Raw genomic sequence first — 21,644 nt, 5'->3', positions numbered from 1 at the left:
TGCACCCCGTGCTCAATTGCCGCCAAGCCCAACGCCAAAGAGCCGGGATCGCGGTCTGCGGCATGGTTTGTGCCGGTCAGCGCGCCAATAAAAGACTTGCGTGATACGCCAAGCAGGATCGAACACCCCAACCCGTGAAACAGGCTGAGGCCGCGCAAAATCGCCAGCGTATGGGCGCGCGTTTTGCCAAAACCAATGCCCGGATCGACCATGATCTGGGCGCGATCCAGCCCAAGCGCCTCGGCCCTTACAACCATCGCTTCCAGCGCGTCATAAATATCCAGAAGGGCATCATCGTACTGCGGGTTAGCCTGCATCGTCTCAGGCGTGCCTTGGGCGTGCATCAAACAGGTCGGGACCTGCTGGCGTGCCGCCCAAGGGCCTAGCGCAGGATCAAACGCGAAACCTGACACGTCGTTCAGGATTGTGGCGCCTGCGGCAAAGCCCGCCTCAGCCACGGCCGCCTTGCGCGTGTCGAGCGAAATGGGCAGTGTCACGTTCCCTGCCCGCAGCGCCTCGATCGCGGGAACCACACGGGCAATTTCCTCGTGGATCGGGACTTCTTTGGCACCGGGCCGCGTGCTTTCACCGCCGATATCCAAAATATCGGCCCCCGCCTGCGTCATCGCCCGCGCGCGGGATTGAACCGTATCAAGGTGCACTCCGGCATCCGTCACCAACTGACCACCGTCAGAGAAACTATCCGGCGTCACGTTTAGAATACCCATCACACGCGGGCGATCCATGGCCACACCGGCAATTGGTGCGCGCGCCGCAGTCAGGCGCACGAGCACATCACCGGGCGCATCCTGTATTGCAATCCGCTCCGGGCCCTGCCCACGACGCAACACATTGATCGTTTCACACCACATCCAGCCACCAGCCACGCGTACAGCATGGGTGAGGTTACCAGGGTCACGGGTCAGGATTGGCTGATAGTATTCGGTTGTCATGGCTTAGGATGCTGGCTGATCAAGCACATCGACAAGGCTCACGGCGATCTCGGCAGTGTCGGAGACGTCCGCACCTGAGGCACCAATAAATACGCTCCGAGTTGCCTCAAACATCTTTGCGCAGTAGTCCGCCAAAACCAGCGGGTCGGCCCCGTCGGGCGCATCGGTTGCATCCAGCACAATGCGTGACGGTGCCCAGACCGAAACTTGGTCGTTCTTGAGGCCCCAATCCAGCTCCGTCCGGCTATCAACCACCACGCACCGGGCATCGCGGGCCGCAAGCATCCACGCATTTTGTTCAATCGCCAAAAGATCTACGCGCCGTTGTGCCTGTGGTTGGGCAACTTGGGGGGCCTGAGTTTGCCCCGGACCGACGCACAGGATAGTCGGAACCCCAACCAGTGTATCGACAAACTCCGACAGTCGTGGATCGTGGATGGCCTCGTTTGAGAGGTAAATGACCTGCGGATGCACAACGGCATCGGGCTCAACGATACGCACGGGCGCGCGGGTCTGGCTGCGCACGACCTCGACCCCAAGGGCAAATGGCCCGCGATCTAGTTTTTCTATCCGCACAAACACGCGGGCCGCACGGGGGTCATGCAATATTCGTTCGGCCACACGGGCGCACAGCGTTTCAAGTAAATTCAGACGCTCGGCCTTGAGCTCATAGTCAATGGCTTCGATCAGCGTATCGTAGCTAAGGATGCGGTCGACATCGTCGTCCAGGTGATCCCCCATGGGAACAACTTCAACCACGACATTGCAGCTAATGCGTTGGCGCAATCCACGTTCGGCCTGAAAGGCACCAATTTCAACTTCGCGGATATGGTCGCGCAGCGAAATTCGATCGAGCGGATCGCTATTGGAAGCGGTCGCGGCCGCACGCTCAGAGGGGTGGGCAAAAGCCAACCGTGTCTCGTCTGACATTTTTCGCCCTTCCTTGCGCGGATCAATCGGCCCTTAGGTGCCACAAGGATCGCCCGCTGAAAAGGCTCAGTTCCGGCGAAATAAGCGTCAGGATCGACGCCACACGCAAGGTCAGCGGATCAGTATTGCTGACGATAAAAAATATGTGTGCCGATACGCGTGGTGCGCGGGTAAACGCGGGCCCAGCGAGGGTTCACGGCCGTGGTGTGATAGTGCGACGCTTCATCCGTCAAGGTACGCGGCGCACCGTCCAACATGATGCGCGCGACTTTGCCCACACGTTCCCACGATTGGCGGTCATTGATACGCTCGGGACGCCCATCGCAAGTATAGCTGAACTGACAGGCATGGCGTTTGCCGGTGCCTTGGTTGATCACACCGCACACACTATCGGGATAGTTCGGCATATCGACCCGGTTCAAGATCACCTCAGCGACCGCAAACTGACCCTTGAGCTTTTCGCCCCGTGCTTCGAAGTAAAGCGCTTCGGTCAGGCATTGCCATTGCTCACCACCGGTCGCCTTAGGCATCGCATCCAAATCGTTCCGGTCGAAAACAGGCTTAGGAGCGTCCGCGCGCGGCGCCACGTAGGGCCGTGCAATCGACTGCATACGGCGTGCGCTGGTCGAAAACAGTGCCTCTCGCTCAGTTTCCATAAGGCTCGAGAGCTGTATCCCAACAGTCTCCGGGGACGCGTTCGAGGTGCTCAACCGAATATCGGCTTGCGCCACGCCACCCAAAATCACGGCGATAACCGCCGACACAACAAACATCTTCATACAACTACATCCCATCCAGTCGGATGCCCCAGGCATTCCAGCGTTGTCCTTACCGAAATGTGAACGATCCCCCTATACGCTCGGAAACGTTGATGTGCGGCTTGTGGCAGAAACGCAACAAATCAGCGTTAATAGATGGCGGGAATGGGGCAAGTCAGATCAATTTGCATTGATTGTTGACGCAGATTTTGACGTCAGGAGTCCCGGTCGGGGCCTGCCTCATGGCGAATCCGCGCCTGAGCGGCGGCTAATTTTGCAACTGGCACCCGAAATGGAGAGCAAGAGACATAGTCAAACCCGGCTCTGCGGCAAAATTCGATGGACTCAGGATGGCCACCGTGTTCGCCACAAAGTGACAGCACCACGTCGGGACGTGCCGCGCGCCCGCGCTCCGCCCCAAGCAACAACAGCTCCCCCACACCATCCAGATCAAGCGTCTGAAACGGATCCTCAGGATAGACGCCCTCATTGACGTACGCTGACATAAACCGACCCGCATCATCCCGCGAGAGGCCATAGGTCATTTGGGTCAGGTCGTTTGTGCCAAATGACAAAAACGCAGAGTTCTCCGCGATTTCACCGGCGCGCAGTGCAGCCCGCGGTGTTTCGACCATTACCCCAAGGCGGAAATCGAACTCCGCGCCGCTTTCACCCCGAACAGATGCTGCAAGCGCATCTACCCGGCGCTTTACCAGCTCCACCTCACGCTGAGCACTGACCAGAGGAATCATGATCTCGGGCACGACCGGCGTACCATTTCGGCCCACTTCGACAGCGGCCTCAAAGATGGCCCGGGCCTGCATTTCATAAATCTCAGGGATCGCCACGCCGAGGCGGACCCCGCGCATACCCAGCATTGGGTTATACTCATTGAGCGATTCGATATGTGCGCGTACCCGGCTTAGCGGGATATCTAGAGCCTCAGCCATCGCGCGCATGCCCTCTTTGTTGCTGGGCAAAAACTCATGAAGCGGTGGATCCAGTAGCCGAATACACACAGGCGCGCCCTGCATGATGGTAAACAACTCAATGAAATCGGCACGCTGCATCGGCAACAGCCGCTCCAGCGCTGCCGCCCGGTCGCCCGGGTCTTCTGCAAAGATCATCTCGCGCATCACGGTCAGGCGGCCGGGCTCAAAAAACATATGCTCAGTGCGGCATAGTCCGATCCCGTCCACACCAAAGGTGCGGGCCAAGGCGGCGTCTGCGGGCGTATCTGCGTTAGCACGGATACCAATGTCCCGCAGGTCATCCGCCCACGTCATCAGCTCTCCAAAGGCACCATCGAGCGCGGGCTCCACCATTGGGGCAGCCCCGCTCAGAACCCGACCGCTGCTACCATCAACCGTCAGGATATCGCCATCATGCAGGGTGCTGCCATCGGGCAGAACGATCTTCTTGGCGTCGTGGTCGACTTTGACACCTGTCGCGCCAGAAACACAGGGCACGCCAAGGCCCCGCGCAATCACTGCCGCATGAGAGGTCATCCCCCCCCGCTCTGTCAAAATTGCGTCGGCGGCATGCATGCCCCGTACATCCTCAGGCGAAGTTTCTCGACGCACGAGGATACAGGGTTCATCGCGTGAGAGAGCCGCTTGGGCTGCGGCTGCATCAAATACGATTTTGCCGAACGCCGCCCCGGGTGCCGCCGCGATCCCCTTGGCGAGAACCGTTACCGTCGCGGCTGGATCGACCTGACGGTGCAACAGTTGCGACAATTCCTGCGGTTCTACACGCATCATGGCCTCTTGGCGGCTTATGATGCCGTCACGCGCGAGGCGGGTCACGATGTTCAAATTTGCACGCGCAACGCGCTTGACCCGAACCGCATCGAGGATAGCCAGACGCCCCTCTTCGATGGTGAATTCGGCTTGCATCTCGGCCCGTAGCTTGCGCCGCATTAACGCGCCTGCCGCAACCAGTTCTGCGTAAACCTCTGGTAACAACTCCTCAAGCGAGGGACCGCGCGGATCATTGGTGAGGTAAAGCGCCTTTGCGTTGCTCTCCAGAGCCTCGCGCCCCAAAGCTTGACCCAAATAACGGCCTGTGACCTGCGGCTCACCCGTAACAGAGCTGACAAATTGGATCACGCCCGCCCCGGACTGGCCCGGTGCCAGCCCCAGCGCCATGCGTTGCACCACAAGACCCAGCCCCGCATCCGCAGGCGCACCCTGGGCTTGGCGCAATAGCCGTGCCGACGTCCCTTCCCACGCGCGCGCCATAGATCGCAAGACTTCGCTGAGCTGAACAGTTGGGTCTTGCGGAAAGGCGTCGTCCATTTCTGCGGCATATTCCGCCATGGCCGCAGCGGGGGTCTGCGCGTCTAGAAATGGTGCATCATCAAGGCGCATCACCTCAATGGCAAAGGCGCGAATGAACCGCAAATACAGCTTATCGGCACGCTCGCGCCCCAGTCGATCCGACAGCAGCGCGTGGGTTGCGTCATTCATACCGATGTTCAGGATCGTGCCCGGCCCGCCCCAATCAGCGGCCTCACTGGAAGACCGCACCGAAATCAGAAGCGGGTCCGCATCAAACACGCCCAAAAGCGACGTCAGATCAGGCATTTGCCCATTGGCAATGTTGCGCACCGTTTCAAACGAAAGCGCGACGGTCTGCGGAACCGGAAGCCCCAGACGCACGAGCCGCTGCAAACACTTTGCGCGGTTGCCATGACGTTGTTTGCGGATGTCCGCAGTTGTGGTCACTTCGGTGAAATCAGGGCTCTCAAGCATGTTGCCACTCTCATGGTGCATCTGCAGCATAAGGCGCTGCGCCGGTCATACAAGCATCACCTTCATGATGCATGTATTCTTGTCATGCAGTTGCGCGTCGCAGCCACAAAGAGAGACCCAATGCGATAGCCAACACGCTAACCGGTCAGCTTGGTCAAATCCGCGACTTGGCTGCAAATCGTTCGGATCTGCGACAACAGGTTCAGCCTGTTGCGCCGCAGGATCTCACTCTCTGCATTCACCTGCACCGCATCAAAGAACGCATCAACCGGACCGCGCAGCTGCGCCATGGCGCCCATTGCGCCCGCGAAATCTTCGGCCTCGATGGCCGGAGAGATCGCCCCTTCTGCCGTCTTCAGCGCCGCAAAAAGGGCCTTTTCTTCGTCCATCTCAGCAAACTTCACATCCGCGCCGAAGGAGTATTCCACCCCATCAGCCGCCTCAGCTTGACTCAAAATGTTTGACGCTCTCTTAAAGCCTTGGACAAGATTTCCACCATCCTCAGTCGCCAACACGTCATTCAACGCCCGGGCCCGTGCCACCAACAACGCCAGATCATCAGCACCCGGCATCGCAAGACAGGCGTCAATCACATCGTGACGGATACCCTGATCGCGCAAGTACACTTTTAGTCGATCATAGATAAAGCCCATCAGATCAGCGGTATCCGCGCCCGGATACCCTTTGGCCAAAACCTCTGACAGGTTCAAACGCGCGCCATTTTCCAGTACCAACCGGATCACCCCAAGGGCTGCCCGGCGCAGTGCAAACGGGTCTTTTGACCCTGTCGGCTTTTCATCGATGGCCCAAAATCCGGTCAACAAGTCGATCTTGTCCGCCAGCGCAACCGCGACAGAAACAGCGGCAGTCGGCACATCATCCGACGGTCCGAGCGGGGCGTAGTGTTCCTCGCACACAGCCGCGACCTCCGCAGGCAGGCCTGCGTGGGTTGCGTAATAACGGCCCATTAAGCCCTGAAGCTCAGGAAACTCATAGACCATTTCGGAACTGAGGTCGGCCTTGGCCACACCCGCGGCAATCGCAGCTAACTCGGCGTCTGCTCCGACGGAGGGCGCAATTTCTGCGGCCAGCGTCTTGATCCGCTCAATCCGTTCCAACTGACTGCCCAGCTTGTTGTGGAATGTCACATTATCAAGGGATTGCACCCAGGTGTTAATGTCGGACGTTGCCACGCGCAGGTCGTTCTCCCAAAAGAACTTTGCATCGGCCAACCGCGCCGATAGCACCTTTGCATTACCCGCAAGAATGGTCGCCCCATTGTCTGACGTCGCACGGTTGGCCACGGTGACAAACCGCTCAATCCGCCCTGTCGCGCCGTTGCGCACCGAGAAAAACTTTTGGTGCTCTTTCATCGAGGTTTGCAGCACTTCAGGTGGCAAATCGAGGAAGTCTTCTGCGATCTCACCCATTAAGACGACAGGCCACTCCACAAGGCCCGCGACCTCAGCCAGAAGGCCCTTGTCGTCTACCACCTCTAGCCCCGCTGCAAAGGCTTGGTTCGTGGCGTCGTGCCATATGGCATCAGCGCGTTCAGCGGCCTCTAGGACCACATGGGCGCGTTTCAGCTTGGCGGCGTAATCCTCAAATGACGTGACAGAGAATGCATCTGGCGCCATGAAGCGGTGGCCGCGCGTTGTGTTGCCCGAGGTGATCGTATCGACCGAAAACGGCACAACCTCTGCGCCCACTTCATCGGTCAGAATACACAAGATTGTGTGCAATGGCCGGACCCAGCGCAGGCTGCCCGTGCCCCACCGCATGGATTTCGGCCATGGAAAATTGCGCACCACATCGGGGATCAGTTCAGCGATAATCTCAGCCGACGGGCGCCCCGGCTTTTCGATGACCGCGAACCACACCTGCCCTTTTTTGTCGTCCCGCGCTTCCAGTTGGTCTTTCTCAAGACCGGTAGACCGCAAAAACCCCTCAAGTGCCTTTTCGGGCGCATCAACCCGCGGGCCTTTGCGCTCTTCGCGGGTGTTTGGGCTTTCTGCGGTCAGGCCGTTGACCGACAAAACCAAACGGCGCGGCGTCACATGGGCCACAGCACCAGCGTATGTCAAACCGGCTTCGACCAAACCGTCGGTCACGCGTTTTTGCAGATCAGCGGCGGCACGGGCCTGCATGCGGGCAGGAATTTCCTCGGAGAACAGCTCCAGCAACAGATCGGGCATCAGAAGTCTCCCTTAAAGGTCGCGCGATCAGGGCACGCGTCACCAACGGGAGAGCCATCATAGGCCTTCTTCCCGCAATTGTTCAGTTCATGCCACGCAAAGCCGCGCCCATCAGGCAGCACGGCAATCACGCGGTTCACGCCGTAGGCGATGTTTTCTTGGCCCAGAAACGCAAGCGCCCCGCCATTGGTCAGCGCCTCACCGATTTCGGGTGCATCAAAACACTCAAACCATGAGGGCGGCACAGTGGGCGCCGCATCCTCAAGCACTTCGAAGCGTTCGCTCATGAAAGCGGGCGATGAAGTCGTGGTAAAACACGCCCGAAACCCCAACGGTGATGAGGCAGAGCGGATCGCCGTCACGTCCGAAACACCAAATGGTTCAGGCGCCGCGCCCCCGACCGGTGTGGCCCGCAAGGTGACGTTTTCCATTGGCGCCCAATAAGCAGAGTGATTTGCGTACCAAATCCCCACGCCAGCGGCCAATGCGGTCCCAAGTAACAGCGTCACAACAAATTTCCCCAAAACCTCAGGCCTCCTGCGGCTGCCAGCCGCCTGCTTGCGTCTGAACGAAGGCATCCGCGCAGGCCTTTGCAAGGGCACGCACACGTCCGATATACGCTTGACGTTCCGTGACCGAGATCACACCGCGCGCGTCCAGCAGGTTAAAAATGTGGCTGGCCTTGATGCATTGATCATACGCAGGCTGCGCCATCACGATCCGGCGTCCTGTTTTTGGGTCCTCTGCAGGCAGCGCGAGGATTGCCGCACATTCAGCCTCAGCATCGACGAAGTGCTGCAACAGCGCCTCGGTATTGGCCACATCAAAGTTCCAGCGCGCGTATTGTGCCTCTGCCTCGCGGAACACATCCCCATAGCTTAGCGGGATCAGCGCGTCGGGCGCGTTAAACGGCATGTCCATCACGTGATCCACGCCCAGAACGTACATCGCAAGACGCTCAAGACCATACGTCAGCTCACCCGAGACGGGTTGGCAGTCATGCCCGCCAACCTGTTGAAAATACGTGAACTGCGAGACTTCCATCCCATCGCACCAGACCTCCCACCCGAGGCCCCATGCACCCAGAGTGGGGCTTTCCCAATCATCCTCAACAAAGCGGATGTCGTGCAAATCCATATCAATCCCAATCGCCCGAAGCGAACCAAGATACAGCCCCTGCAGGTCGGGCGGTGAAGGTTTGATGATCACTTGGTATTGGTAATAATGCTGCAACCGGTTCGGGCTGTCGCCGTAGCGGCCATCAGTCGGGCGGCGCGATGGCTGCACATAGGCCGCAGCCCATGGCTTGCTGCCGAGGGCGCGCAGGGTCGTGGCGGGGTGAAATGTGCCCGCGCCGACCTCCATATCGTAGGGTTGCAAGACAGCGCAGCCTTTTGACGCCCAATACTCTTGCAGGCGCAGGATAATCTCCTGGAACGAGCGTGGGGTCGTGGGCGTGGGGGATGCGGACATAGCGGTGCTCCGTAGCGTTTGGTGCGGGGGCACCGGCGTTCGGCGCTTGCATAGGCGGTTCCGTCAGGGGGGTCAATCAACGCGCGGATGCGACCCGAAAGACGCAGCCGCTGTATGTAACCCTTTGGCCCAAGCGCCTAAGCATTGCACTGCGCCGCGCGCTTTGGCACAAAGCCCCAACCACGCCAACACGCGCCATGCCAACCGCGACACGCGCTAAGGCATACCCGCGACGGAGACAGTATGACACGCCGCCTTTTGAACGTATTTATTGTGATTTCCATGGGCTTTTTCGCCCCGACCGCCTTCGCGCAACAAAGCACTTGGGTGCAAATAGAAAGCCACCCAACTTTGTCAGAGGCCCAAGATCGCGCTCAAGCCTATGGCGCGCTTGTTCCCGATCTGAACGGTTTTGCCGCCCCCTCCGGTTGGTATTCGCTGGCACTGGGCCCCTTCGACGCGGCCACCGCCCAGACAACGTTGCGCCAGTTGCGCGCCAACGGGCTAATCCCCCGTGACAGTTTTATCGCAGACGGTCGTGGGTTCGGTGCACAGTTCTGGCCCGAAATCGGCACCGTTGGCAGCCAACAGGCGCAAGTTGTGACGCCTCGGCTCACGGCTCCGGCCATCGCGCCCTCTGCAACAGACGAAACAGTGGCTGAGGCCCGTGCCTCCGAGCGGTTATTGACCCGCCCACAACGCGAGGACCTGCAAACTGCGCTTCAGTGGTTCGGGTTCTACACGGCCGCGATTGATGGTGCCTTTGGCCCCGGTACGCGCCGATCCATGCAATTGTGGCAGAATGATCAGGGCCAAGAGCCCACCGGCATTTTGACCACCGCGCAACGCAGCCAATTGCTACAGCAGTACGGCAAGGCACTGGCGACACTTGGGCTTGAGGTCCTGCGCGACGACATCGCAGGCGTCCAGATCGAGGCCCCGCTCGGGCTTGTCCAATTTGACCGCTATGAGGCCCCTTTTGCCCACTTTGAGGCCCGAGATGGCAGCGGTGTGCGCATGGTCTTGATCAGTCAAGCCGGTGATCGCGGCACGGTCAGCGGGCTTTATGACATTCTGCAAACTCTTGATGTGGTGCCGCCAAACGGCCCACGTTCCAAGGGCCGCGATGGGTTTATCCTGCGCGGTGAAAGCCCCACCCTGACCTCCGAGACACATGTGCGTCTGCGCGACGGCCATGTGCATGGCTTTATGCTGATCTGGCCCCCAGAGCAGGCCGAAACCATTGCCCGCGTCCTACCCAAGATGGAGGCAAGCCTGCGCTCCATCGGCCCCGCGATGGACCCCGCCCAAGGGTTTGATGCAGCGCAGCAAGACGTTGATCTTGTATCGGGTCTTGATATTCGGCGTCCCATAAAATCCCGCTCCGGTTTCTTTGTGGACACCTCTGGCCGCGTGCTGACATCAGCCGAGATGGCTAATGGGTGCGGACGCCTGACGATCAACCAACAGCACCCTGCTGACGTGATCTTTGCGGATGACACCATCGCCCTGCTCGCCCCACAAGAGCGTTTAGCTCCCGTCGCCGTGGCCGCTTTTGCACGCACGCCGGGCCGGTTGCGCAGCACGGTTTCCGTCGCGGGCTTTCCCTACGAGGGTATCCTAGGGGCTGCCAGCCTGACCTTCGGCACACTTGAGGACCTGCGCGGTTTAACGGGTGATGAGGCGTTGTTGCGGCTGAGCATGGTCGCACAACCCGGCGACACGGGTGGGCCAGTTTTCGATGAAACAGGCGCGGTCACGGGGGTATTGCTGGCAGATACGACAGCCACCCGCACCTTGCCGCAGGACGTGGCCTTTGCCCGCAAAGCAGGCGACATCACAGTGACGCTCCTGTCGCAAGGGGTGTCCCCTACGGTTTCCTCAGCGACAGAAACCCTCGCGTCACAGGATTTGACCGCGCGCGCCGCCGACATGACCGTCTTGGTCAGTTGCTGGGAATAATAAACGGCGGCCCAACTAGGGGCGGCCTAATCCGTGTTCTTTGACGCTTTTTCTTCCCAGCGGCCACTTTCCTCGGACCAATAGCGTGCAGCAGCACCCGCATCTGTCAAAGCTTTCCACTGTGTTCGAGCGCGGGCCACGGCCTCACCATCTGTGCCATCGAACAAGATCATCACCCGTGAGAGCGACCGCACCTCCTCCGGTGCGACCTCAGCCCCATCTACCGCCATGACGCACTGCGGATCATTGGCGGCCGTCATATCAGCGGTCAGTAGGATCGGTTGGCGGGCATCGTGGTCCCCGCCCGCAAGCCCGTGGGGCAGAAAGCCGTCCCGCGCGCCATGCCACAGCTTGACGTCCAGCGCCTTCAGACGCTCCGCATTGCGGCCACGCAATGCCACGCGCCACCCTGCCCCAAGCGCTTTGCCGAGCAGAGTGGCAGCCGTGACCTCAAGAGGTTGCCGCGTCAGGTGGTAGAAATACGCCTCTCCCATTGGTCGTGCGCTACTTGGCCTCGTATTTGTCAGCGATCAGCTGATCAAGCGCGCGCACCCCCCAGCCCGTCGCACCCGCAGGGGCCAAGGCTGTCTCGGACGACACCGAGGCCACACCCGCGATATCGAGGTGAATCCAAGGCGTTTCATCCTTGACGAACCGTTTGAGGAATTGCGCCGCAGTGATCGATCCTGCCGCGCGGCCACCAACGTTTTTCATGTCTGCCACACGGGATTTGAGCAGCTTGTCGTAGGCGGGCGACAGTGGCAGACGCCATGCGCCTTCGCCGGTTTCCTTGGCCGCTGCCAGAAAGTCATTCGACAGCGTGTCACTGTTGGAAAACACGCCAGCGTTTTCATGGCCTAGGCCAATGATAATAGCCCCCGTCAGCGTCGCCAGATCAATCATGCCCGAGGGTTTGAAACGCTCTTGCGCATACCACATCACGTCGCACAGCACGAGCCGGCCTTCGGCGTCCGTGTTGATGACCTCAATCGTATCACCCTTCATGGAGCGGACGACATCACCCGGACGCTGAGCATTGCCATCGGGCATGTTTTCAACCAACCCGACAATGCCCACAACATTGGCTTTGGCTTTGCGCAGGGCCAATGTACGCATCACGCCTGCAACGACGCCCGCGCCGCCCATATCCATGGTCATGTCTTCCATGCCGCCGGCAGGTTTAAGCGAAATGCCGCCGGTGTCGAACACGACGCCTTTGCCGATCAATGCAAAGGGAGGCTCATTTGCTCTCTCGGTGCCACGTGCGCCGTTCCAATGCATCACGACCACTTTGGACGCGCTCCGCGAGCCCTGCCCCACGCCCAAAAGAGCGCGCATGCCCAGCTTTTCCAGATCCGCCTCTTCGAGAATTTCAACCTCAAGCCCCAGCTCCTGCATTGCGGCAAGTCGGGCAGCGAAATCATCGGTCGTCAGCACGTTGGCGGGTTCATTGACCAGATCACGGGTGAAAAACACGCCCTCAGCGATGGCCGCAAGGGGGTTGGCCTCGGCGGCGAGTTCCTCGGGTTTGTTGTGCATGAACACGGTGTCTTGGCGCGGGGTGTCGTCGGCCTTCTCGACCATGTGCGCGTCAAATTCATAGGCACGCAGCGCCAAACCTAGCGACACGTCGGCCGCACGGCGCTGGCTGCTGCCCAGCACCAACAACGCGCCCCGCCCCTTGAACTTGGCCAAGGCGGCACCGGCGTCGCGGGCCTCAGCCGCTTCGGGACGACGGGCCAGCTTCATCACCATGATCGCTTCAGCGGCGATGCCCGCTGGGTACCCGATCTCAATGCCTTTGCCAGCTTTTGCTTTTTCAAACGCCTTGCTTTCAACTGCCCGCGCGACAGCGCCTTTGGTCACCCGGTTCAAACGACGTGCCTCTGGCGACAGGGTGCCCTCGTCGGGAACAAAGATCGCGATCTTGCCCTCAACGGCCGCAAGGCCTTCCAGATCGGTGTGTTTGAAATGAATTTGCATCGGCACGGTCATAGTATGTCTTCCCTGTTCTCAACCCATTACGTGGGCGTTGTGCGGCAACCTAGCCCTCTGCATGGGCAATGACCAGTTTACACTCGCACCGGGCGGCCAAAGCGACTAAAAAGACCCAAGCACGAGGCACGGCGGGGCACTAGGGACAGTATGCGTACTTTCGACAGATACATCCTGTCGCATCTCTTGATGGTTTTTGGCTTTTTTAGCCTGATCCTTGTGGCGGTCTATTGGGTCAATCGCGCTGTCAGTCTGTTTGATCGGCTGATTGCGGGCGGATCAAACGTCTCGCTGTTTCTGGAACTGACGTTGCTGACCTTGCCATCCGTGATTTTGACGGTGCTGCCCATATCGGCGCTGGTAGCGACGCTTTACGGTGTGAACCGCCTCAGCGGCGAAAGCGAGTTGGTCGTGGCCCAAACCACCGGGCTAAGCCCTTGGACCATGGCGCGACCGGTTGTGTATTTTGGCCTGTGCGTGGCAGTGCTGTTGTCACTTCTGGCTCATCTGTTAGTGCCCGTATCCCGCACAATGCTGGTTGAACAAAACCAAGAACTGTCGCGTGACATCACAGGCCGTTTCCTAAAAGACGGCGAGTTTTTGCACCCCGGCACTGGCATCACCGTCTACGTCCGAGAGATCACTGAGCAGGGTGAGTTGCGGGGCGTGTTCCTCCAAGATCGCAGGGACGCGGCAGCACGCACGACCTACACGGCGGAACGTGGTGTTTTGCTGCGTGCAGGTGATAGCCCTCGACTGGTGATGTTCGAAGGTTCCGCCCAGACCCTGCACACGGAAACGCGCAGCCTGACGGTCGTGTCATTTGCAGACTTCACCTATGACCTTGCAGGTCTTGTTGGCGGCCCGGCAAGCCCGCGCAAAGATCCACGCTCACTAGATACGGGCGCTTTGCTGCGGGCCGAGGCGACAGATTTGAGCCGCGACGGGGTCAAGCGGGGGGTTTATCTGTTTGAGGGACACAACCGCTTTGCAGAGCCGATTTTCGCGGCCGCCCTGCCGGTTTTGGCCATTGCGCTACTGATGCTGGGCAGCTTTTCGCGGCTGGGCCTTTGGCGTCAAATCCTCGCGGCCGTTTTCTTGGCAATTTTGCTGAAGCTCACCTCTAATGTGGTTGAGAACACCGTGCGCGGCAGTGCAGACCTGTGGCCACTGACGTATCTGCCTGCGGCTCTTACGATGGTGATGGCCGCACTCGCTCTATCTTGGAACGCATATGCACCACGCAAATTCATCCGAGGGGTGGCGGCATGACCCTCAACTTGTACCTTCTGCGTCGGTTCTTTGCGACTGTTGGCCTTGTGACCTTGGTCTTTGTGGCACTTCTGTTCCCCATTGATCTGATGGAACAGGTCCGTCGTTTGGACCAAGACAGCGGCGGGTTGCGGGACGGCTTTCGCCTCGCATCGCTGAACCTTCCAGCGGCCCTGTATCAGATCCTGCCCCTTATCGTGATCCTGTCGACGCTGGCCCTTTTGGTCAGTCTCGCACGATCATCCGAATTGGTGGCGATCCGGGCCTCGGGTCGGTCTGGCATGTCTGCATTGGTCGCCCCCATAGGCGGGGCCTTCATGCTGGGCATGTTTGGACTTGGCGTGTTGAATCCGATCGTCGCGGCCACCCAATCGGAGTATGAGCGCGTCTCAGACCGCCTGCGCAGCGGTGTTTCTTCTTTTCTGTCATTGTCGCCCAAAGGTGTCTGGTTGCGGCAAGGCGACGGTACAGGCCAGACTGTCATCCGCGCGGCGCGGTCATCCTTGGACGGTACAGTGTTGTTCGATGCAACATTCCTGCAATTTGACCCCCAAGGATCGATGATTGCGCGTATCGATGCATCCCGGGCGCGGCTTGCCCCTGTGGCACCGGATGGATCAGAATGGCGCCTCCAAAACGCGAAAAGCTGGCCATTGGACAGCAGCCGCAACCCCGAGCGTGACGCATCGCTGCATCCGAAACTCAACCTGCCATCGACCCTCACACAGGCACAAATCCGCGACAGCTTTGGCGTGCCCTCGGCGATCCCGATCTATGAATTGCCCAGCTTTATCAACCAACTTAACGCGGCAGGTTTTTCGGGCCTGCAACACAGGGTTTGGCTGGCGATGGAACTGACATCGCCTGTCATGCTGATGGCCATGGTCTTGATCGGAGCCGGTTTTTCCATGGGTCACGCCCGCGCAGGCGGTGTGGGTAAAATGGTGCTCGTCGCGCTTATTGTCGGCTTTGGCATTTTCTTTCTGCGGTCCTTTGCGCAAGTCTTGGGGGAAAACGGCCAACTATCCGTTCAAATCGCAGCTTGGGCCCCCCCATTGGCGGCTATTTGCGTCGGCCTCGGCGTCCTTTTGCATAGAGAGGAAGGGTAATGCCCCGGCCTATGTCCCGCCTGAAATCCCCACTTGCCGCGACCGCACTTGCCGTCATTCTGAGCCTTGGCTCCGCAACGGCACAGGAAACGTCGCCCCCCGCGCTACTGATCGCAGATGCTATCGATTTCGTGGGCGAGACAGGCACGCTTATGGCCAAAGGCAACGTGGAGGTCTTCTACGACGGCATCCAGTTAAAGGCCGACGAAATTCGCTATGACCGAACAGACGACAGCCTGTCGATCAACGGTCCAATCACGCTGCGCGATGACGAAACTACGGTGATATTTGCCGACTTCGCAGAGCTATCGTCCGACCTGCAAAGCGGGCTGTTGCGCGGGGCTCGATTGGTTCTGGATGAGCAATTGCAAATCGCCGCGACTGAAATTTCTCGCTCTAGCGACGGACGGTTTGTGCAGGCCTATCAAACGGTCGCATCATCTTGCACCATCTGCGCGGAAAATCCTGTGCCGCTTTGGCAAATTCGTTCCAAGCGGGTCATCCACGACACGCAAGAGCGCCAATTGTATTTCGAACAAGCTCAACTGCGCGTGCTGGGCGTGCCGGTAATTTATTTGCCGCAAATCCGTTTGCCCGACCCAACACTTGAACGCTCTAGTGGGTTTCTTGCGCCTGAGCTAAGCTCGAACGATCAACTAGGTGCCGGAATTAAAATCCCTTACTTTTATGTCATTGATGAAAGCCGCGATCTGACATTGACGCCATATGTATCGACCGGCGGCACCGAAACTCTGGAAGGCCGTTACCGTCAAGCCTTTGTAAACGGTTCCATTGAGGTAAACGGGGCGCTGACGTTTGATGGCCTTACCTCCGAAGCCTACCGCGGCTATGTGTTTGCCGAAGGAACCTTCGATGTAGCGCAAGATTATACGTTAACGTTCGATATCGAGACGACCTCCGACCCAGATTACCTTGTGACATACGGCATCTCAGGCTTGGATCGGCTAACCAGCCGCCTCGCCATAGCGCGAATAGATCGCAAGCAAATCCACCAAGCAGAGATCATCTCATTTCAATCGCTCCGAGAAACCGAGGCTAATCGCTTACTTCCCACAGTTTTAGCTTCCGCCAGCATAACACGGCGCTTTGGACCAGATATAATAGGCGGAATCGCGACGGTGGGTGCAGAGCTACAAGGACACTATCGCCGAGCAGACGACCCCGTTATCACCTTGTCGCGGGACCTAGCGCGCGTCGGTCTCAGTGCCGAGTGGGAGCGGTCTTGGCTTTGGAGGAGCGGTCTCGTGACGAGGCTTCATGCTGAGGGCAGCCTCGATCACTACCAAATCTTCCAAGATCCTCTGACCTTTTCGGATGAGACCGTCGCCCGCGTAACACCCATCCTCACGTTTGAGGCCCGCATGCCAATGGCAAAGGTCACGACCAGCGGCGTACAACACCTGTTAGAACCGATCGTTCAGGCCGTCTTTACCCGCGACACTCAAAAGGACGCTCCGAACGAAGACAGCCAAACCGTCGACTTTGACGAAGGCAATCTGTTTTCAACGTCCCGTTTTGCGGGCCGTGATGTCCGAGAAACCGGCAATCGGCTGAATATCGGCGTCAACTATACCCGCGTTGATCCGGCGGGTTGGAACCTTGGGCTGACGCTCGGACGTGTGGTGCGGGATGCGGACCAAAACCAATTTAATGCGGGCACCGGGCTGGATGGCTCATCCTCCGACTGGCTGGCGGCCGTATCACTAGACGTGCAAAACCGGTTGCAATTGGCCCACCGCGCATTGTTTGACGATCAACTGTCCTTTGCCCGCTCCGAAACGCTGCTCCGGTATACTGACGACCGCTACTCTATCCTGTCGGGCTTCACTTGGCTTGAGGCAGATGCGGCGGCGGGGCGGCTCTTGGACACATCGGAGTGGTCGCTAAATGCCAATTTTGCCTTGGTACGTGACTGGACGGGCCAAGTCGACTGGCGATATGACTTTAGAACCAATGACGCAAGTACAGCGGGTGTTGGGTTGACCTACCATTCGCATTGCGTTCGGGTGGACTTCGACGTCTCAAGACGCTTTACGACGACAACGACCCTGCGCCCGACAACGACCGTCGGATTAACATTTAAGCTGACTGGATTTGGCGCAGGTAATGAGGGCAGTCGCGGGCAACGCCGCAGCTGCACATTCTGATGAGGACGAAAGCAATGACATCATCGCTGGCTGGATTTATGCGACGCGCCCAACGGGGTCTTTGGGCGGGGACGCGTTGTGCTCTTTTGGCGGGCGGATTGACTGTTGGCGCGCTTGGCCTGACCACCTCAAACACAATGGCGCAAAGCGCGAACCCCTTCGCGGCGGCTGCCACCGTAAACGGGGCTGTCGTGACCAACTTTCAGGTGCAACAGCGCGTCTTGTTTCTGACCCTCTTGCGCTCTCCCGGGGTGAGCCAAGAGGCGATCACCGAAGCGCTGATCGATGAAGCTCTGCAACTGCAAGCCGCCCGCTCCGCAGGTGTCACGCTCTCTCCCGAAGAGCTTGAAGCCAGAATTGCAGAATTTTCCACGCGCACGAACCTAGAGCCGGATGCCTTGATCGCGGCCCTCGGCCAAGAGGGCGTCGCCGCCGAAACCTTGCGCGATTTCGTGCGCAATGGTGCGCTGTGGCGCAGCTTGGTGCAGCAACGCTTTGGTCCCCGCGCACAGATAACCGAAGCCGAAGTCGACCGCGCCCTCGCACTTGCCAATGAGCGAGGATCGGCGCGCATTTTACTATCCGAAATCGCTCTGCCACTGACACCTGAGCTGACAGAAGAAAACGAGGCGCTGGCCAACCGCCTGTCCGATACAATCAACAGCCCCGCTGCATTTGCCGCCGCGGCCCAGCGGTATTCGGCCGCGCCTACGGCACAACGCGGCGGTCGGCTCGATTGGGTCCCGCTGGGCAACCTGCCGCCGCAAGTTGTGGGTCAAGTCCTGACCCTTGCTCCCGGCGAAGTCAGCGCCCCCATCAACCTTGGGCCATTTATTGCGTTGTTCCTGTTGCGTGATCTAGAAGAACTAAGCGCAACGGCACCCGAAACGCTGGCTGTCGAATACGCCGAAGTGTTGATCCCCGGTGGCCGTACCGAAGCAGCGGTATCGGTAGCACAAGATCTCCGCGACAGTGTGGACACCTGCGAAGATCTCTATGGCCAAGACCTGTCCAGCCCCGTCACACGGCAATCGGTCCTGCAAAGCGAACTGTCGCAGGAGCTGGCGCTGGAGCTTGCGAAGCTAGACACCCATGAGGTTTCGACCATGCTGAGCACTGCGAATGACCTGCGGTTCATCATGCTCTGCGGCAGGTCCTCTGAGATTGCAGAAGGCGCACGGGACCAGATCAGAGGGCAACTGCGCCAACAGCGGCTTGTCTCTTATGCGAATGGGTTCTTGGACGAATTGCGCGCAGACGCGGTGATTGCTCGGCCACAGGGATGAGCATGACAATGCCCCCTCTCGCGGTCAGTTGCGGTGAACCCGCAGGGATCGGCCCCGAGATCATTGCCCGAAGCTACGCGCCCGACGGCGCCCCTCGATTTGCAATTGGTAACCCTGAGCATTTTGAGGGGTTCGGCGTGCCCGTTGTGCCGATCGATGCACCTGCGGGCACCTATGCTGCTATGGCCAAAGGCTTGCCAGTTCTGGTGCACGACATCCCCGGCCCCGCCACGCCCGGCACCCCGCAAGCGTCCCAAGCCCCCGGTGTGGTCTCTGCCATTGCCCGGGCTGTTGAGTTGGCACAAAGCGGTGCTGCCAGCGCGGTTGTCACGGGACCCATCCACAAAAAAGCGCTACAAGACGGCGCGGGCTTTGCCTATCCCGGCCATACAGAATACTTGGCCAGCCTGGGCGGCGACGTCGATGTCGTAATGATGCTGGCATCTGACGCGTTGCGGGTCGTGCCCGCAACGATCCACATCGCCCTGTCAGAGGTCCCCGCCGCTTTGACACCCGATCTGTTGGAACAGGTGATCCGCACCACAGCCGCAGGCCTCACCTCAGACTTTGGTATCGCGGCCCCACGGATCGCGATTGCTGGCCTAAACCCCCACGCAGGCGAAGGTGGGACGATGGGCCGCGAAGAGTTGGAATGGATCACGGACCTTGTGGATCGATTGCGCGCTGACGGTTTGGCACTTACGGGGCCCAGTTCTGCCGATACGATGTTTCATGCCCGCGCCCGGCAGGGATATGACGCCGCCGTGTGCATGTATCACGACCAAGCCCTGATCCCGATCAAGACGCTCGATTTCGACAGGGGCGTGAACGTCACATTGGGCCTACCATTCATTCGTACTTCACCCGATCACGGCACCGCATTTGATATCGCGGGCAAAGGCATCGCCAACCCAACGTCCATGGCCGCCGCAATTGATATGGCCGCACAAATGGTGGCCCGTCGCGCCGCAGCAAAGGTCGCGTAATGGCACAAATTGATCCCCTCCCACCGCTGCGCGATGTCATCGCAACCCACGGGTTGAGCGCGCGCAAATCGCTTGGACAAAACTTCCTATTGGACCTCAACCTAACGGCACGGATTGCACGAGTGGCAGGCGATTTAAGCGGCTCTGACATTCTGGAGGTCGGCCCTGGCCCCGGGGGATTGACCCGCGGGTTGTTGGCCGAAGGCGCACGTCGCGTACTGGCCGTGGAAAAAGACCCCCGCTGCCTGCCGGCCTTGGCCGAGATTTCGGCCGCCTACCCCGGCCAATTAGAGGTTATCGAAGGCGATGCTCTCGACGTGAATGCATTGGCGCATCTAACGCCACCGATCCGAATTGCCGCAAATCTGCCCTACAACGTAGGCACCGAATTGCTGGTGCGTTGGTTGACCCCGGCGGAATGGCCGCCTGTGTGGACGTCTATGACACTGATGTTCCAAAAAGAAGTGGCCGAGCGGATCGTGGCAGCACCCGGATCCAAGGCCTATGGGCGCCTTGCGCTCCTTGCACAGTGGCGGGCCGATGCGCATATCGCGCTGCACCTGCCGCCTGAGGCTTTTACACCGCCGCCCAAAGTGTCCTCGGCTGTCGTGCACCTTACGGCGCTGCCCAAAGCGCGTTTTGAGGCGGATGCGGCAGTGCTGAACCGCGTGGTCGCGGCGGGGTTTAACCAGCGACGCAAAATGCTGCGATCGGCATTGAAGGGCATCGCACCGGATATCGAAGATCGGTTGATCACTGCGGGTCTCAAACCCACGGACCGGGCAGAACAGGTGCCGCTAGAGGGATTTTGCGCCCTCGCCCGCGCAGTCGCAGCCTCATAGTCGGCAAGTGATCTCGTCAACAGAACGTCTCTCGCGGGTTCTGTCAGCATACCACTCAATTGGCTTTGGCCTTCACCGAGCTGAAGCGCGTCTGCCGGTTGATAATCCTCACCCTGCGCCCGACTAGATCAGTCGCAGATGGCAGCCTTCGTAGCTTTTGGAATTTCTCGGACCGTTTTGCGGCATGGGTTAACGCAACTTGTGCACGGCCGCCTTGCTCCAATTGGGGCACAAAGCGCGTTGTAGCAGGACGGCGAATTGGCAGAGGGCGGTAAAGAAATCATGCATGGCCCGCGCTGGCCCTGCCCTATGTTCGTTGCACATAACCCGACCAATCGGGCTCAAAAGCCCGCGCGCTTTACGCGCAGGCAGAGTTTTTGATGTCACAAAAGACTGAGTATTCAGCCAACACTCACGAGCCTTAACGACCTGCACTTATTCGGCGGCAGGCGTCTCGGGGCTTTCGGACTTCGGCTCAGGTGCAGCCTCGGCGCCCTCTTTCGGGGCCTTTGCACGTGCACGTGGCCGTGGTTTCCGCGCTGCTTTGGGGGGCGCATCAACCTTGGTCTCTGGCGTCTCAACCAAGGTGACGGGAGCGTCTGCTTCCATCACTTCGGGCTGAGCGGCAGTGGCCGGGTCCTCGACATGAGGTGCCGTTTCGGGCTGTTGCTGATGACGGTGATTGCCGCGATCTTGCTGGCGATCCCGGTCCTGATTGCGATCTTGGTTACGATCAGAGCGGTTCTGTTGCTGTTGTTGCTGGGCCTCTTGGGCCTCACGGCGGGCGTCTTGTTCCCGCTGAGCAGTTGCCAACAAACGGGTATAGTGCTCGGCGTGTTGTTGGAAGTTTTCCAACGCAACACGGTCACCAGACAGTTGCGCATCGCGCGCAAGCTGGTTGTATTTTTCGATGATCTGCTGAGGGGTGCCACGCACCTTGCCCTCGGGACCTGAGCTGT

General features: G+C 59.4%; 17 protein-coding genes. 7 read left to right on the top strand and 10 right to left on the bottom strand.

The genetic code is table 11. The features are described 5' to 3' along the window. From folP to AC4GMC_RS10735, 7 genes are all read right to left on the bottom strand, one after another. Positions 1-953: dihydropteroate synthase (folP, locus tag AC4GMC_RS10765; RefSeq protein WP_488052034.1), on the bottom strand; the 953-nt coding region annotated here is incomplete at its 3' end. A 3-nt stretch (positions 954-956) separates the two neighbouring features. Further along, a complete protein-coding gene (locus tag AC4GMC_RS10760) occupies positions 957-1,883 on the bottom strand; it encodes a dihydroneopterin aldolase (RefSeq protein WP_487875970.1) in 927 nt (308 codons plus the stop codon). Positions 1,884-2,002: 119 nt separating this feature from the next. Next, the gene (locus AC4GMC_RS10755) at positions 2,003-2,662 is read right to left on the bottom strand and encodes a cell wall hydrolase (RefSeq protein ID WP_487875971.1); all 660 of its coding nucleotides are present in this window, start codon (positions 2,660-2,662) and stop codon (positions 2,003-2,005) included. A gap of 194 nt (positions 2,663-2,856) precedes the next feature. Next, positions 2,857-5,397, bottom strand: coding sequence for a putative PEP-binding protein (locus tag AC4GMC_RS10750; RefSeq protein ID WP_487875972.1), 2,541 nt, complete (start codon positions 5,395-5,397; stop codon positions 2,857-2,859). Between the two features lie 137 nt (positions 5,398-5,534). Beyond that, a complete protein-coding gene (gene glyS, locus AC4GMC_RS10745; protein ID WP_487875973.1) occupies positions 5,535-7,592 on the bottom strand; it encodes a glycine--tRNA ligase subunit beta in 2,058 nt (685 codons plus the stop codon). Further along, entirely contained in the window at positions 7,592-8,101 is a 510-nt protein-coding gene (locus AC4GMC_RS10740) for a DUF6446 family protein (protein ID WP_487875974.1), read from the bottom strand. Before AC4GMC_RS10740 ends, glyS begins: the two co-directional genes overlap by 1 nt. Before the next feature lie 19 nt (positions 8,102-8,120). Continuing rightward, positions 8,121-9,065: a glycine--tRNA ligase subunit alpha gene (locus AC4GMC_RS10735; RefSeq protein WP_487875975.1), complete on the bottom strand. Its 945-nt coding sequence runs from the start codon at positions 9,063-9,065 to the stop codon at positions 8,121-8,123. A 243-nt stretch (positions 9,066-9,308) separates the two neighbouring features. Here AC4GMC_RS10735 and AC4GMC_RS10730 point away from each other — a divergent pair, with 243 nt between their 5' ends. After that, positions 9,309-11,027 (top strand): serine protease, encoded by a 1,719-nt coding sequence (locus AC4GMC_RS10730; RefSeq protein ID WP_487875976.1) that lies wholly within the window; start codon positions 9,309-9,311, stop codon positions 11,025-11,027. Between the two features lie 26 nt (positions 11,028-11,053). On the opposite strand, the gene AC4GMC_RS10725 is transcribed toward AC4GMC_RS10730, so the two are convergent. Together AC4GMC_RS10725 and AC4GMC_RS10720 are read right to left on the bottom strand one after the other, a co-directional pair. Next, entirely contained in the window at positions 11,054-11,521 is a 468-nt protein-coding gene (locus AC4GMC_RS10725; protein WP_487875977.1) for a DNA polymerase III subunit chi, read from the bottom strand. Between the two features lie 10 nt (positions 11,522-11,531). Further along, on the bottom strand, positions 11,532-13,022 hold the full coding sequence (locus AC4GMC_RS10720) for a leucyl aminopeptidase (RefSeq protein WP_487875978.1): 1,491 nt from the start codon (positions 13,020-13,022) through the stop codon (positions 11,532-11,534). Positions 13,023-13,172: 150 nt separating this feature from the next. Here AC4GMC_RS10720 and lptF point away from each other — a divergent pair, with 150 nt between their 5' ends. From lptF to rsmA, 6 genes are read left to right on the top strand one after another with little or no spacing between them, the layout of a single operon-like run. After that, complete coding sequence (lptF, locus tag AC4GMC_RS10715) at positions 13,173-14,294, top strand: LPS export ABC transporter permease LptF (protein ID WP_487875979.1); 1,122 nt, start codon at positions 13,173-13,175, stop codon at positions 14,292-14,294. Next, positions 14,291-15,403: an LPS export ABC transporter permease LptG gene (lptG, locus tag AC4GMC_RS10710; protein WP_487875980.1), complete on the top strand. Its 1,113-nt coding sequence runs from the start codon at positions 14,291-14,293 to the stop codon at positions 15,401-15,403. The genes lptF and lptG overlap by 4 nt, the downstream gene beginning before the upstream one ends. After that, positions 15,403-17,571 carry an LPS-assembly protein LptD gene (locus tag AC4GMC_RS10705; RefSeq protein ID WP_487875981.1) on the top strand — a complete coding sequence of 723 codons (2,169 nt, stop codon included), beginning with the start codon at positions 15,403-15,405 and terminating at the stop codon, positions 17,569-17,571. The genes lptG and AC4GMC_RS10705 overlap by 1 nt, the downstream gene beginning before the upstream one ends. 14 nt (positions 17,572-17,585) lie before the next feature. Beyond that, the gene (locus tag AC4GMC_RS10700; RefSeq protein ID WP_487875982.1) at positions 17,586-18,857 is read left to right on the top strand and encodes a peptidylprolyl isomerase; all 1,272 of its coding nucleotides are present in this window, start codon (positions 17,586-17,588) and stop codon (positions 18,855-18,857) included. Positions 18,858-18,859: 2 nt separating this feature from the next. Continuing rightward, complete coding sequence (gene pdxA, locus AC4GMC_RS10695) at positions 18,860-19,843, top strand: 4-hydroxythreonine-4-phosphate dehydrogenase PdxA (protein ID WP_487875983.1); 984 nt, start codon at positions 18,860-18,862, stop codon at positions 19,841-19,843. Further along, positions 19,843-20,685 carry a 16S rRNA (adenine(1518)-N(6)/adenine(1519)-N(6))-dimethyltransferase RsmA gene (gene rsmA / locus AC4GMC_RS10690; RefSeq protein ID WP_487879364.1) on the top strand — a complete coding sequence of 281 codons (843 nt, stop codon included), beginning with the start codon at positions 19,843-19,845 and terminating at the stop codon, positions 20,683-20,685. The genes pdxA and rsmA overlap by 1 nt, the downstream gene beginning before the upstream one ends. Positions 20,686-21,120: 435 nt before the next feature. On the opposite strand, the gene AC4GMC_RS10685 is transcribed toward rsmA, so the two are convergent. Next, the coding region (locus tag AC4GMC_RS10685) for a DUF4167 domain-containing protein (protein WP_487879365.1) at positions 21,121-21,644 on the bottom strand (524 nt) is incomplete at its 5' end.

It is taken from the genome of Thalassobacter sp. (assembly GCF_982993085.1).
Note: the sequence above shows the minus strand (reverse complement) of the source record. Positions and strands in the feature narration are given on the sequence as shown.